The 13133-nt window shown below is 61.3% G+C and carries 12 protein-coding genes and 1 pseudogene; 5 read left to right on the plus strand and 8 right to left on the minus strand.

Annotated elements, in window-relative coordinates; all coding sequences use genetic code 11:
• Positions 1 to 2 precede the first annotated feature (2 nt).
• Both NKJ12_RS01295 and NKJ12_RS01300 read left to right on the plus strand, forming a co-directional pair.
• The gene (locus NKJ12_RS01295; RefSeq protein ID WP_254815843.1) at positions 3 to 671 is read left to right on the plus strand and encodes an amino acid ABC transporter permease; all 669 of its coding nucleotides are present in this window, start codon (positions 3 to 5) and stop codon (positions 669 to 671) included.
• A pseudogene (locus NKJ12_RS01300) lies at positions 668 to 1314 on the plus strand (amino acid ABC transporter permease). The gene NKJ12_RS01295 and the pseudogene NKJ12_RS01300 overlap by 4 nt, the downstream one beginning before the upstream one ends.
• A 430-nt stretch (positions 1315 to 1744) precedes the next feature.
• Here the strand turns inward: NKJ12_RS01300 and NKJ12_RS01305 are convergent.
• A complete protein-coding gene (locus NKJ12_RS01305) occupies positions 1745 to 3511 on the minus strand; it encodes a retron Ec67 family RNA-directed DNA polymerase/endonuclease (RefSeq protein WP_352701026.1) in 1767 nt (588 codons plus the stop codon).
• A gap of 130 nt (positions 3512 to 3641) precedes the next feature.
• Entirely contained in the window at positions 3642 to 3872 is a 231-nt protein-coding gene (locus NKJ12_RS01310; protein ID WP_352701027.1) for a hypothetical protein, read from the minus strand.
• 262 nt (positions 3873 to 4134) lie between these two features.
• Between NKJ12_RS01310 and NKJ12_RS32245 the strand changes: the two genes are divergently transcribed.
• A complete protein-coding gene (locus tag NKJ12_RS32245; protein ID WP_502905686.1) occupies positions 4135 to 4383 on the plus strand; it encodes a DUF8608 domain-containing protein in 249 nt (82 codons plus the stop codon).
• 100 nt (positions 4384 to 4483) lie between these two features.
• Complete coding sequence (locus NKJ12_RS01315; RefSeq protein ID WP_352701028.1) at positions 4484 to 4861, plus strand: DUF4145 domain-containing protein; 378 nt, start codon at positions 4484 to 4486, stop codon at positions 4859 to 4861.
• A 424-nt stretch (positions 4862 to 5285) separates the two neighbouring features.
• Here the strand turns inward: NKJ12_RS01315 and NKJ12_RS01320 are convergent, their stop codons facing one another.
• Complete coding sequence (locus NKJ12_RS01320; RefSeq protein WP_352701030.1) at positions 5286 to 6689, minus strand: MATE family efflux transporter; 1404 nt, start codon at positions 6687 to 6689, stop codon at positions 5286 to 5288.
• 232 nt (positions 6690 to 6921) lie between these two features.
• On the opposite strand from NKJ12_RS01320, the gene NKJ12_RS01325 reads away from it, so the two are divergent.
• Complete coding sequence (locus tag NKJ12_RS01325; RefSeq protein WP_352701407.1) at positions 6922 to 7503, plus strand: histidine phosphatase family protein; 582 nt, start codon at positions 6922 to 6924, stop codon at positions 7501 to 7503.
• 19 nt (positions 7504 to 7522) lie between these two features.
• On the opposite strand, the gene NKJ12_RS01330 is transcribed toward NKJ12_RS01325, so the two are convergent.
• The 5 genes from NKJ12_RS01330 to NKJ12_RS01350 form a co-directional block, all read right to left on the minus strand.
• The gene (locus tag NKJ12_RS01330) at positions 7523 to 9109 is read right to left on the minus strand and encodes an FGGY-family carbohydrate kinase (protein WP_352701031.1); all 1587 of its coding nucleotides are present in this window, start codon (positions 9107 to 9109) and stop codon (positions 7523 to 7525) included.
• Complete coding sequence (locus NKJ12_RS01335) at positions 9106 to 9789, minus strand: HAD family hydrolase (protein ID WP_352701032.1); 684 nt, start codon at positions 9787 to 9789, stop codon at positions 9106 to 9108. The genes NKJ12_RS01330 and NKJ12_RS01335 overlap by 4 nt, the downstream gene beginning before the upstream one ends.
• A 15-nt stretch (positions 9790 to 9804) precedes the next feature.
• Complete coding sequence (locus NKJ12_RS01340) at positions 9805 to 11283, minus strand: mannitol dehydrogenase family protein (protein ID WP_352701033.1); 1479 nt, start codon at positions 11281 to 11283, stop codon at positions 9805 to 9807.
• A 70-nt stretch (positions 11284 to 11353) separates the two neighbouring features.
• A complete protein-coding gene (locus tag NKJ12_RS01345; RefSeq protein ID WP_352701035.1) occupies positions 11354 to 12124 on the minus strand; it encodes an L-iditol 2-dehydrogenase in 771 nt (256 codons plus the stop codon).
• Positions 12121 to 13125 carry an ABC transporter ATP-binding protein gene (locus NKJ12_RS01350; RefSeq protein WP_352476994.1) on the minus strand — a complete coding sequence of 335 codons (1005 nt, stop codon included), beginning with the start codon at positions 13123 to 13125 and terminating at the stop codon, positions 12121 to 12123. The genes NKJ12_RS01345 and NKJ12_RS01350 overlap by 4 nt, the downstream gene beginning before the upstream one ends.
• Positions 13126 to 13133: the final 8 nt, after the last annotated feature.

The following is a 13133-nucleotide window of genomic DNA, read 5'->3' on the forward strand; positions in this document are numbered from 1 at the left end:
CAGTGACCTATAGCCTCGACTTCGGCTGGCTTGCCGGGGCGACAGGGGCGATCGCGCGCGGCGCGGCCACGACGATCCTGCTGATCGCTGTGACCACGCTGGCGGGAACGTTGCTCAGCATCCTCGGCGCGGCAGGGCGGCGGAACGGTCCGCTGCTGCTCAAGCGGGCGATCGGCTGGTATGTCGAGGTGATCCGCAACACGCCGTTCCTGGTGCAGCTGTTCTTCATCTTCTTCGGGCTGCCCAGCATCGGCGTCAGGCTCGATCCGGTGCTGGCAGCCATGTTGGCGATGACGCTCAACATGGCCGCCTACACGATCGAGATCGTTGGCGCCGGGCTCGACGCGGTGCCGCCCGGGCAGACGGAAGCGGCACTGGCGCTTGGGCTCAGGCCGCGCCAGGTCTTCATCAAGATCGTGCTGCCGCAGGCGCTCAAGGTGATCTATCCGGCGCTGACCAGCCAGATCGTCATCATGATGCTGGAATCCGCCGTGGTGTCACAGATCGCGGTGCGCGAGCTGACCTATGAAGCCGACATGCTGCAGGCGCGCACGTTCCGGGCTTTCGAGACCTATTTCGTGGTGACGATGGTCTATCTCGCCCTGTCGATTGGGCTGCGCCGGCTGCTGGTCGGCGGCGGCCGCCGGCTTCTTGGAGCCGGCGTGTCATGATCGAATTCACCTTCTGGGACATTCTGCGCAACCTGCTACTGGCCGCGCGCTGGACGGTGCTCTTGTCGTTGGCCGCCTTTGTCGGCGGCGCCGTGGTTGGTATGGTCGTGCTGTTCTTCCGGATCGCCAAGAATAAATGGGCGCGGCGGCTTGCCTCCGGCTACATCGCGCTTTTCCAGGGCACACCGCTGCTGATGCAGCTCTTCCTGATGTTCTTCGGCTTGCCGATGCTTGGCTTGCGCATCGAGCCGTGGACCGCGGCGGTGCTTGGCCTGACCTTCTTCGCCAGCGCCTATCTCGCCGAGATCTGGCGCGGCGGCGTCGATGCGCTGCCGCCCGGCCAGTGGGACGCCGGCGCCAGCCTCGGCCTGCACTATCTGCAGGAACTCCGGCTGATCATCCTGCCGCAGGCGTTTTCGATCACCCGCGCGCCGACCGTCGGCTTCCTGGTGCAGCTGATCAAGTCGACCGCGCTGACCTCGATCATCGGTTTCGAGGAGCTGGTGAGGACATCCAACGCGATCAACAATGCGACCTTCGAACGTTCAAAGTCTATGGGCTGGTAGCGCTGATCTTCTTCGTCATGTGCTTCCCGCTAACGCAATACGCACGTTCGCTCGATCAGCGGGCGGCGGTGCGCTGAGCGGGGGCGCGTGTTGTGTTGACCGGCATGGACGGCGCTACAAACCAGGAAGCTGCGGTGAGGGGTCGAATGCCTCCTTTGGGTCAGAAGTCGCCATTCACTCATGTCCGCTTCGACCCAAGGCAGACTCTCACAGGTGAAGGCTTGCATGACTGCTTTGCGCCTCATGTCAGTCATTGCGGACTGTTATGCAGGTTCCCAAAAGCAGACGTCAAAATTCCCTCGAACTGTCCGAGAGTGTGAAATGGGACTTTCACACTGAGACCACGGCGTTGCGGTGCAGCCAAAATGTCAGTGGGCGTGGATCACTTCCTGGACTCGAAGTCCAAGACCCGCGCATAAACGGCGGAAAGCACATGCAGCAGCCTTAGGGCTGCTTTTCATTGTCGGTCCGAATATCGATCAGCAGGCGCTACTTATTCTCAGTCGACTAAGGTCCGCCAGCCGCCACCGCTGGGGTCGATACAGCGGCGACCGTAGGCGAGACGACCGTGGTTTTATGGTGATCGATGACTTCCGCGATAGTCGCGAGCAACGGCTTGAAACCATCAAAATCCACAGTTGCCTTGTTCGCGGCGACTACCTTCGTCGCGAACACCTTCTTCCCGTAAAATTTGGTGCCGTCTTTCTCCGCATTGGTCTTATCGAACGTCTTGCCGTCGTAGATCGTTTTTAAAAGCGCAACGTCGAAAAGCCGCTCGATATCGGTATCTTTATTCCCAATCTTAGGGATGGGCACGACGTAGAGATTTGCCCCCATATGGTACCAGGTCTGCGAACCGTCCACCTTTTTCCCGGTCTTGGATTCGACAGCGGCGAAGAGCTTTTTCGACCCATCATCGGAGTCACCGATTATAATTAGTGGGTGTTGCCCGCCACTTTTGAACTTCCTGATGCGGCTTGGGTATGTGTTAGCCAGCTTTCCCAGCTCACCGGCCCCGCCGCTCAATTGCTGCAGTGCCGCCGATGTTTTCGTATACTTAAACAACTTGATTTTCAGTTCGCCGGCTGGGTTCGTGAGCGTGGGGTAGACGGGTGCAAGGGCTTGGATGGCAGATTTGATGTAGATGTTGTCCGTCACTCCCTCGCAGATGACGACCGGCCGTTCGATGCCATAGAGGTCGACGTAGTCCACGAACCTCTCGAAGAGTTTAGAACTCGCCCAGAGCTTGCCACCTTTCGGCCTTTCCTCTTGATCCTCAGGCGCCGCTCTGATGAGCGGGCCTCTACCGCGAACCTGGTAAATATAGGCGAGCCGCCCGCGCAGTTTCCGGCGCAGCAGCGGCTGCTTGACACCTGCGACTTTAACGAAGCACTCCCCATCCATGAAAAGGTGATGGCACATGGCAGCGGCTTCTGCGTAGTAGTTGGCCGGAACGTTCACCTTCTGATTGACGACGACGCCGGTCACTTCCTGCCGAGAGTAATCCAGTTGCATACGGGTCTTGGCTGGATTGACCTTGAACCCAGCCTTTTTTATTACCTTAGCGAGGCTGGTTCCAGCTTCCCACAAATTGATGCTGCTTACGTTCCGCCGTCCAATTGCTGGCGCAAAAATCTTCTCGCTGGTCGAGAATGTGATGTCGTCTGCGTACCGGGTGTAAGTGCAATTGTGCCGATGCGCCAATTCGTTGAGCCGGATATCCATAACGCTAGCTATGAGGTTAGAGATGACTGGCGAGCATGGACTTCCTTGGGGTAACTCGTTGTCATGGCAGGCGATCTGCGCAAGCACAGTTGCGACAGCGGGCTTCAGCTCGAAGTCCTTATGCTTCAGAAAGAAACCACGCACCCGACCAAAATTGATGGTAGGGAAAAAGTCCTTCAAGTCCACGTTGAACACGTAGCGTCGTTTACGATGGTTCTCCCCATTAGTCATGATGGAGAGCTTCTTCTTAAAGCCGTGCGCGAGAATGCAATTTGTCTTCTTTACGCGCGACTTTTCCAGAACCTGTTCGATTTCGAGCAAGTCCTTCGCGAGCCGCTTCTGGATCGCTTTCAGCGTTTTATGGGGTGCTTTGATCGTCCGGACACCACCTGTCTTTTTAGGGACCGTGAATTCTTCGTATCTGTCGGCCAGTGGCAAATGGTAAAGCGCATAGGAGATGTGGGCTGGCTTCAGACCAAGAATCTTTGCAAGGTCGGTGATGTCCTCCGCTTTCCGATACAGCTCCAGTTTAAGGGATACGACTGTCATGGGGGTGGCTTGCGGATACTCCTAAGCGATTCAGCGTAGTGTCGCCCATATCATCATGTTGCCGTCGGCACTCTGCAGGTAGCACTGAGGCCGTCTTGCTTTCACCTGTGAAGATCCCCCACAGAAAAATCTATCCGCAAGCCGCGCCCTGTAGGCACGAATGCGTGTGATTCTTCAAGTCGTCAGTAAGTAAAACCGGGGGATGGAGCCGGGTGAACATCTTGTAAGCGTCGGTTGTACCGATATGGAGCACATTGCGGACGCCGTACTTCACCAGGTAGGCGATAACGCGCCCGTGGCGGGTTGTGGCGTCGAGCTGGCTCTTAATGATGGCGTGCTGCCATGAGAAATAGCGGCTCATGCATCCGCCCTGACAAGCTCTTGCCACAGTTGCCTTCGAATAGCCCTAGCAGCGAAGGTCCTCTCGATGGTCCCTCACAAACTCTCTCGCCAATGCCGACTTTCGAAGTCATTGAGAGAAAGCCGCTTGTATTGTGGGCGGAACATACTCACGCCAGTGGAGCACCTGGGAGCGTCGAGTTCATCCGGCCAAGATTCTGGACTAGGCCGATGTTGCGAATTGCCAAGCAAGCCTTAGTCTCCGTCTGAATTGGGAGGGCGATATGGCATCAACACGTGAGTTGTGGGGGGAGACGTTTTCGAAAGACGAAATCCCGCCTTACCCTTGTCCACTGTGCGACCGAGGCACATTGCACTATGTGCCGGATTCGTTTCGTCACAAGATTTCAAGGGATGTTGAAGAGCAGCTGAAAACCCAGTGGATAGAATCCACCGGACGCGGTTCACCAGTTCAACCTTTTCCTCCAATGCGGGATAGCCAAGTGCGGCGCCATCGTTTCGGTTCAAGGTGACTCGCAACTTGTAGAACGAAACAATCGCGAGCGAGTAGAAGACCGCTATTTCTGCCGCTTAGCCCCGCAAGGTATGTATCCGGCTCCTCCGCTTGCCACCGTGCCGAAAGACACGCCGAAGCTGCTCAAAAAGGAGTTCGAGACGGCGTTTGCGTTGTTCTGGATTGACCTTGGCGCCTGCGCGAACAGGCTTCGCATTATCGTAGAGAAGATTCTGGAGCATCAGCGCGTTCCCGCTGCCCGTGACCTCGCCACACGCATCGCATCATTCAAGAATTCCGAGCCTGACCATGCCACCACGTTCGACGCACTGCGATTTGTCGGCAATATCGGAAGCCACGAAGGGAAGGCTTCGCGCGACACGGTGCTGGACTGCTTTGAGCTTCTTCAAGAGGCTATCGCCGAGCTTTTCGGCCAGCGGAAATCGAAACTCGCATCGATGAAACAGCGAATAATCAATGCCAAAGGCAGGGTGTGAGAGTACCACGCGCTAGTGCCGTTTTTCAGAGGATTTCGTCGGCGCTAATTCATCCAACATCTTGAAGGGTTGGATGGTGGGCGATGCAGGGACTGAACCTGCGACCCCACCCGTGTGAAGGGCGTGCTCTCTCGTCGGCGGTAGATCATGTATGTCAAATGTGTTCGTCAGTGTGAAATACGATTTTCACACTGACGAACATGCTCAAGGAATTTTTTGGCTTCAGGTTCTGGGACGATAGCGGAACGGCCGCGTCTTACATCACTATACCATAAGCTGCCGGTCGGCTTACGGCCCCTCTTGAGACGTTCGCTGCCTCGGTGCTAAGCGTCCGCTCATGGCGCTTATCGGACGTTTCGTGAGCCGATCTGGAGGCGTCGGTTAATCGGCCACAATGTCAGGGACAACCGGCAGCCGCTTTGCCTCAACGCCCAAACGCCAGCGGCGGCGCGATTCTGTCCCGCCGCAGCCAGCGCCCCAGCAGGAGTGCAGCAACCACCGCCAGTCCCGACGACAGGCCGATCCAGATGCCGACGCCATGGAAGCCGAAACGGAAGGCGAGCAGCACGCCGAGTGGCAGGCCGATGCCCCAATAGCCGATCGCGGCGTAGATCATCGGCACCTTGGTGTCGTGCAGCCCGCGCAGCATGCCGCTGGCTACCGCCTGCGCGCCGTCAAAAACCTGGAACAGCGCGGCAAAAGCGAGGAACGACACGGCAAGCGCCACCACCTCGGCATTAGCCGGATTGCCCACATCGATGAAGGCGCCGATCAAGAGATGCGGCCACAAGATCATCACCAGCCCCATCAGCGCCATGAAGGAGACACCGACGACATAGGCGGTCCAGCCAGCCCGGCTGACACCTTCCGGATTGCCGGCGCCGTGGGCGAGCCCGACGCGCACCGTCACCGCCTGGTTGAGGCCGAGCGGCACCATGAAGGTGACCGAGGCGATCTGGATGGCGATCGCATGGGCGGCAAGCGAAGCCGCATCGATCAGGCCCATGAGAAAGGCCGCCGCGTTGAAGATCGTCACCTCGAACGCCAGCAGGCCGGCGATCGGCAGGCCGAGCCGCAGCAGGCCCTTGAAGCGCGGCCAATCGGCGCGCCAGAAGCGTCCGAACAGACGATAGCGCCGGAACTTCTTCTCAAGCATCACCACCGTCGCCATGCCGGCGAACATCAGCGTACTGGACAGAGTGGTGGCAAGGCCGGAGCCGGCGATGCCCATCGATTGGATGCCGAGATTGCCGAACATGAACAGCCAGTTGAAGAAGGCATTGCAGGCGACGGCAACGAAAACGATGATCAGTGCCCAGCCCGGCCGCTCCAGCGCCGAAATGAACGAGCGCAGGACGATGTAGCCGAAAAAGGGCAGCACCGCCCATTCGAGCCAGCGCAGATAGATACCCGCCTGGTGCGCCAGCGCAGGCTCCTGACCCATGGCCAGCAGCACGCTCTCGCCGTGCCAGAGAAGGGCCCATATCGGAAGGCAGATGAGGATCGCCAGCCACAGACCCTGGCGCACGGTGCGGCGCAGGTCGCGCACCGAGTGGCGGCGACGGCCGAGCTCGGTCGCCATCATCGGCGAGGTCGCCAGCATCAGGCCAAGTCCAAAGATCAGCGGCATGAAATAGAGGTTGGCGCCAAGCGCGCCGCTGGCCAGCGTGTCCGGCCCCAGCCGCCCCATCATCATGACGTCGGTAGCGGTCATCGCGGTCTGGCCGAGATTGGTCAGCACCATCGGCCAGGCGAGCGCCAGCATCGCCCTGATTTCCCGACGCCAAAGGTTTTCCGGCGCGCGAGCGTCGGCTTCGATCGCAGACATTCCAGTTTTCCGCCTATCCGATTGCGGCACGTCGGCAAGAGCCGGAAGCCGCGTCTCAGCGCGGAAACGGCCACGATCGGCCGGATTCCGCATTACGACGGGTTTGTCTATGAAATAGGCACCGGTGGCAAGGGGCTGACTTGCGGAAGGGTTAAGCCAGTCAGCTCAATGCAGGCTGTTGGAGAGGCTATGGAAGCCGCTATGGTCACGGTGGATTCATTTGAAAGGCACCCTGATGAGCGCGTTTCCCGAAATCTATCTGGTTCGGCATGGCGAGACGGAATGGAGTGCGTCCGGAAAGCATACCGGCCGGACCGACATACCGCTGACGCCGGCCGGCGAAGACGCTGCGAGGCGGGTCACTGAGCGGCTAAAGGGCCTGTCCTTCTCGGCGGTGTGGTCGAGCCCGTCGCAGCGCGCCTTCAACACCTGTGCGCTGGCCGGCTTCGGCTCTTCGGGCGTAAAGAAGGACGATCTGGCGGAGTGGGATTATGGCGCCTATGAGGGATTGACCACCAAGCAAATCCTTGCCGAACGTCCAGGCTGGCGTCTCTTTCGCGACGGTTGCCCGAGGGGCGAATCAGCCGCAGATGTCGGCTCGAGGGCGGACCGCATCGTCAGCCAGCTGCGCCAGGCCAACGGCAACATCCTGGTGTTTTCAAGCTCGCATTTCCTGCGAGTGCTGGCTGCGCGCTGGCTCGGCCTGCCGCCGCAAGCCGGCGCGCTGTTCGTGCTGGATACCGCCAGCATAAGCGTGCTCGGCTATGAGCATGATCTCGACGAGCCGGTTGTTCGGCGTTGGAACCAGCGATAGCGCGTGAAAGCCGTTGGACCTATATGATCGCGTCCAGCGCCCGCCTTTGCCTGTGCATTTCGAGGAACACGCGGTAGTCGCGGTCGAACCGGCCGGCGGCAGCCGGATTGGGCTCTCGCGTCCTGCCGCCTTGCTGCATGGCGACGCAGGCGGCATTCAAATCGGGAAAAAGCCTGGCCGCGGTGGCGGCAATCATGCCGGTGCCGAGCAGCACCGCCTCGTCCGCCAGCGGCTCGACCACCGTGCAGCCGGTGGCGTCGGCATAGAGTTCCATCAACAGCGGGTTCTTGGTGTGGCCGCCGGTGACGTGCAGCGTGTCGATCAGATAGCCGTTCTCGTTCAGTGCTTCCAGCACATGGCGGACGCCAAGCGCGATGCTGACGGCGGTGCGCCAGTAAAGCTTGCACAGGCTGTCGAAGGAGGAATCCAGTGTCAGTCCGCTGATGACGCCGACGGCATGCGGGTCGGCAAGCGGCGAGCGGTTGCCATGGAAATCCGGCAATACATGCAGCCTTGCGGCGAGGTTGCCACCCTCGGCGGCGCGCAGCTCGGCGACGCGGCGGGCGATCCTGGCATGCATGACGGCATCCGGCTCGCCGCCGGCGCCATGCCAGCGGATAATGTGATCGAGCAGCGCTCCGGTGGCCGACTGGCCGCCTTCCGACAGCCAAAGGCCGGGAAGGGCTGCGCCATAATATGGCCCCCAGACACCGGCGAAAGGCTGCGGATCTGGCGACATCGCCATGACGCAACTCGACGTACCGGCAATCAGAGCCAGATGGCGGCCGATGTTCGTCGCGTCACCTGCGAAACCGCCGAGCACGCCGAGCGCGCCGGCATAGGCATCGATGACGCCGGCGCCGACCCGGCATTTTTCGGTGAGGCCAAGCTCCGCCGCGGCTTGCGCGCTAAGCGGACCGCTATCTGCGCCGACCGGGCTCGCCTTCTCCGGCAAATTGCCGTGCTCGAAAAGGTCGCCGAGCCCGACCGCTTCGAAGAAGTCGCGCCGCCAGCCGGTCGCTTCATGGGCCAGATAGGTCCATTTGGCGGTCAGCGTGCATTGCGAACGGGCGAGCGAGCCGGTCGCCTTCCAGGTGAGGAAGTCGGTGAGGTCGAATAGGTAGCCGGCTTCGTTCCATGTTCCGGGCAGGTTGCGCTTCAGCCACATCAGCTTCGGCGTTTCCATTTCCGGCGACATGACGCCGCCGATATAGTCGAGCACGGCGTGGCCGCTTTCGGTGCATTCATCGGCCTCGGCAATTGCGCGATGGTCGAGCCAGACGATGGTGTCCCAGCGCCTTTCGCCAGTAACGGACACGCTGAGCTGGCCGCCATGCCGGTCCCGCACCACCAGCGAGCAGGTGGCGTCAAAAGAGATGCCGACGATATCCTCAGCCTTCACGCGCGCCTTTTCGCGGGCAGCGCGCACGGCACTGCACACCGCCGACCAGATATCCTGCGAGTCGTGCTCGGCGTGATCGGCCTTCGGCCGTTGCATGGCGATCGGGTGCTCGGCGCGGCCGAGCAAGGCGCCGCCGGTGTCGAGAATGCCGGCACGGGCGCTTCCGGTGCCGACATCGACCGCGCAAACGAAACTGTTGGTCAAGATGTTCTTGCTCTCGCTCCCAGGCCTGCAATCAGATCGGGCAATTGCAGCATGTCAGCGAATATAAAGTCCGGCTCACTTGACGCAAGCCGCGCTTTCAAGGCCTGGTTGCCGGTGTGCGAGCCGCCGGTGAAGGCAAGGACGCGCATGCCGGCCGCCCGCGCCGCTTCGATGCCGGCCGGGCTGTCCTCGACGACGAGGCAGTTTCGCGGGGCCGCTCTCATTTTATCTGCTGCATGGAGAAAGAGATCGGGCGCCGGTTTGCCCCGCGCCACCATGGCAGCGCTGAACAGATGCGGCTCCAGCAGCCCAAGCAGCCCCGTAACCTCGAGCGCATAGCGGATGCGCTCCAGCGTGCCGGAGGAGGCGACGCAGCACGGCACGCCGAGCTTCGGCAGGACCTGTGCGATACCTGGCATGGGTTTCAGCTCCTGGCGGAACTTGCGCATCAGTTCGGAGCGCATCTCGGTCAGATGCTGGTCGGTGAGATCGAGCCCGAAGTCGCTTGCGAGGATTTCGCGGACGCTCTTCATGCTCTTGCCGAGGAAGTGCTCATAGGCAATGTCCTCGCTGACGTTGCCGCCGGCAAGCGCGATCATCTCCAGCAATGCCGAGACGGACAGCATCTCACTGTCCACCAGCACGCCGTCACAGTCGAAAATGACCAGTTCAGGCGTCATCGCGCTGGATCGGCTTCAGAGGTCGCCGGCGAGATAGCGCGTCAGTGTCGCGCGCGCGCCGTCCGCCCACAGCGATTTGAGCGCATGGGCGAACGCTTCGGCGAAGGACGGCGAGCGGCCGACATCGCCATAGATGTCCTCCATGGCAAGCCAGGCGCCAGGCATGTCCCTGGCCGCCTTGGCCGTCGACTGCAACCGGCCCCAGTTCGGGTCGTTGGGCTCGGTGACGGCGCCGGAATCCGTCGTGCCGAAGCAGTAGCGACACCAGAGCGCAGATTCCAGCGCCAGGCCGGTGACGCTTTTGCCAGCCTTCAGCCGGTCGGCGATCGTCGGAATGATGAATTTCGGCTGGCGGTTGGAGCCGTCGAGGCAAAGCCGGCGTATGGTGTCGCCGATCTTCGGATTGGAGAAGCGGTGCTCGATGAGCTGGTAGTAATCTTCGAGGTCGGTGTCCGGAACCGGCGGCACGGTCGGGATGATTTCATTATGCTCGAGCTTGTCGAGGAAGCCGCGCACCAGCGGCTCCTGCATCGCCTCATGGACGAAATGGATGTCCATCAGCCCGGCCGGATAGGCGATGGTCGCATGGCCGCCATTGAGGATGCGGATCTTCATCAGCTCATAGGGCGCGACGTCGCTGACGAACTGCACGCCGACCTTTTCCAGCGGCGGGCGGCCGTCGGTGAAACGGTCCTCCAGCACCCATTGCTTGAACGGTTCGCAAAACACCGGCCAATTGTCGTCGAGGCCGAACTCGCTGGCGAGAATGCCGCGCTCGCGGTCGGTCGTGGCCGGCGTGATGCGATCGACCATGCCATTGGGAAAGGCAACCTTCTCGCTCACCCAGTTTGCCAAACCTTCGTCGATCAGCCGCGCAAGGCCGATGACGCCATCTGAGGTGACATGGCCGTTATGGGGGATGTTGTCGCAGGACATGACGGTGAAGGGCACGATACCGTCGGCGCGGCGGCGTAGTAGCCCGGCGAGGATGAGGCCGAAGACGGTCTTCGGCGTCGCCCCCGGCTCGGCGTCGGCAACGATGTCGGGATGTGTCGGATTGAAGACGCCAGAAGCCGGATCGATGAAATAGCCGCCCTCGGTGATGGTCAGGGAAACGACCTTGATCGCCGGATCGGCAAGCCGCTCGACGATTGCGATCGCGTCGCCAGGCACCAGGAAGTCGATCATGACGCCGGTGACGCGCGCGCTCATATGGCCGCTGTCCTGCTCGACCACGGTGGTCAGCCAGTCCTGCTCCTGCAGCTTGCCGCGGCCGACCTTCTCGCCCTCGAAGACGCCGGCGCCGACAATAGCCCAGTCGTGGCCAACACCCGAGTTGAACAGGTCGTCGAGGTAGACGGCCTGGTGCGAGCGATGGAAATTGCCGACGCCGAAATGCACGATGCCGGCCTTGAGCGCGGCGCGATCGTATTTCGGGCCGGCGACCTTGGGCGGCAGCTTGGCTAGGATAGAAGAAGAGAGTTTCACGGTCATCTGCTTTACCCTTTAGCGGGACGGCTCTTCCCCCCGTGGAGGAGACGGGGAGAAGAGCGCCTTCGCCCCCTCAACTCATCCACTGGCCGCCATCGACATTGTAGGTCTGGGCGACGATGTATTCGGCCTCATCGCTGGCCAGGAACACCGCCATGCCGGTGAGGTCTTGCGCCGTGCCCATGCGGCCATAAGGCACGGCTTCGCCGACCAGCCTCTTCTTCTCGCCCCTCGGCCGGTTCTCGAACTTGGCGAACAAGGCATCGACATGATCCCAGTGCTCGCCGTCGACGACCCCCGGTGCTATCGCGTTGACATTGATGCCGTGTTTGATCAGGTCGAGCCCTGCCGACTGGGTGAGCGAGATGACCGCCGCCTTGGTAGCGCAGTAGACGGCGACCAGCGCCTCGCCGCGGCGCCCGGCCTGGCTTGCCATGTTGATGATCTTGCCGCCCTTGCCGCGGGCAATCATAGAACGGGCGGCGGCCTGCAACGTAAACAGCGTGCCGGCGACGTTGACCGAAAACAATTTGTCGTAGCTTGTCTTGGTGATCTCGACGATCGGCGCCAGGTCGAACAGGGCGGCGTTGTTGATCAAGATATCGAGGCCGCCGGCCCTGGTTTCGACCGCCTTGACGGCCGCATCGATCGACGCGAGATCGGTGACGTCCAGCATCACCGCGTAGGCGTTGCCGCCGATTTCGGAAGCCGTCTTCTCGGCAGCCTCGAGATTGATGTCGCCGATGGCGACCGTCGCCCCCTCCCGCATGTAGGCTTCGGCGAACGCCCTGCCGATGCCGCGCGCCGATCCGGTGATCAGCGCCGATTTACCTCCGAGCCTCATTGCAGCATCGCCTTCCCATCGGCGCCGAAACGATGCAGCTTGGCCTTGTCCGGCGTCAGATAGATCGTGTCGCCGTGATGGGCGGCCAATTCGCCGTCGGCACGCACCGTCAGCTGCCCGACGCCATCCGCCTGGACGTGCAAAAACGTGTCGGAGCCGAGATGCTCGGCAACGCCGACCGTCGCCTTCCAGTCGCCTGACGTCTTCGAAATGTTCATATGCTCCGGGCGGATGCCGACTGTCTTGGCGCCATATTTGGCGGCCGGCGCGCCTTCGATCAGGTTCATCTTCGGCGAACCTATGAAACCGGCGACGAACAGATTCTTCGGCGTCTTGTAGAGTTCCATCGGCGAGCCGACCTGCTCGATATTGCCGGCATTGAGCACGACGATCTTGTCGGCCATGGTCATCGCCTCGATCTGGTCGTGGGTGACGTAGACCATGGTGGTCTGGAGCTGGTGGTGCAGTTCACTGATCTCCAGCCGCATGGTACCGCGCAGCGCCGCGTCGAGATTGGACAACGGTTCGTCGAACAGGAAGGCCGATGGCTGGCGGACGATGGCGCGGCCGATGGCGACACGCTGCCGCTGGCCGCCGGAGAGCTGGCCGGGGCGGCGGTCCAGATAGTTGGTGAGGTTCAGGATCCGCGCGGCGTCCTTCACCTTCTTGTCGATGGTCGCCTGGTCCTCGCCCGCCATCTTCAGCGGGAAGGCGATGTTCTTGGCCACAGTCATGTGCGGGTAGAGCGCATAGGACTGGAACACCATGGCCAGCTTGCGCTTGGCCGGCGCCTCGCCGGTGACGTCGCGGCCATCGATGATGATGGTGCCGCCGCTGGTATCCTCCAGACCGGCGATCAGACGCAACAGGGTGGATTTGCCGCAGCCCGACGGACCGACGAAGACGACGAACTCTCCGTCCTCGATGACCAGGTCGAGGCCGGGGATGATGGACGTCGCCCCGAAGGATTTGGAGACGTTCTTGAGCGTGATGTTTCCCATGGTTTCCT

This window comes from Mesorhizobium sp. M0195 (assembly GCF_040322115.1).
Classification (GTDB): Bacteria; Pseudomonadota; Alphaproteobacteria; order Rhizobiales; family Rhizobiaceae; genus Mesorhizobium.

What these genes read in the sequence shown, in the direction of transcription:
- NKJ12_RS01305 (WP_352701026.1), bottom strand. Translation starts at nt 3,511, where the DNA reads ATGACAGTCGTATCCCTTAAACTGGAGCTGTATCGGAAAGCGGAGGAC.
- NKJ12_RS01310 (WP_352701027.1), bottom strand. Translation starts at nt 3,872, where the DNA reads ATGAGCCGCTATTTCTCATGGCAGCACGCCATCATTAAGAGCCAGCTC.
- NKJ12_RS32245 (WP_502905686.1), top strand. Translation starts at nt 4,135, where the DNA reads ATGGCATCAACACGTGAGTTGTGGGGGGAGACGTTTTCGAAAGACGAA.
- NKJ12_RS01350 (WP_352476994.1), bottom strand. Translation starts at nt 13,125, where the DNA reads ATGGGAAACATCACGCTCAAGAACGTCTCCAAATCCTTCGGGGCGACG.
- NKJ12_RS01320 (WP_352701030.1), bottom strand. Translation starts at nt 6,689, where the DNA reads ATGTCTGCGATCGAAGCCGACGCTCGCGCGCCGGAAAACCTTTGGCGT.
- NKJ12_RS01340 (WP_352701033.1), bottom strand. Translation starts at nt 11,283, where the DNA reads ATGACCGTGAAACTCTCTTCTTCTATCCTAGCCAAGCTGCCGCCCAAG.
- NKJ12_RS01345 (WP_352701035.1), bottom strand. Translation starts at nt 12,124, where the DNA reads ATGAGGCTCGGAGGTAAATCGGCGCTGATCACCGGATCGGCGCGCGGC.
- NKJ12_RS01335 (WP_352701032.1), bottom strand. Translation starts at nt 9,789, where the DNA reads ATGACGCCTGAACTGGTCATTTTCGACTGTGACGGCGTGCTGGTGGAC.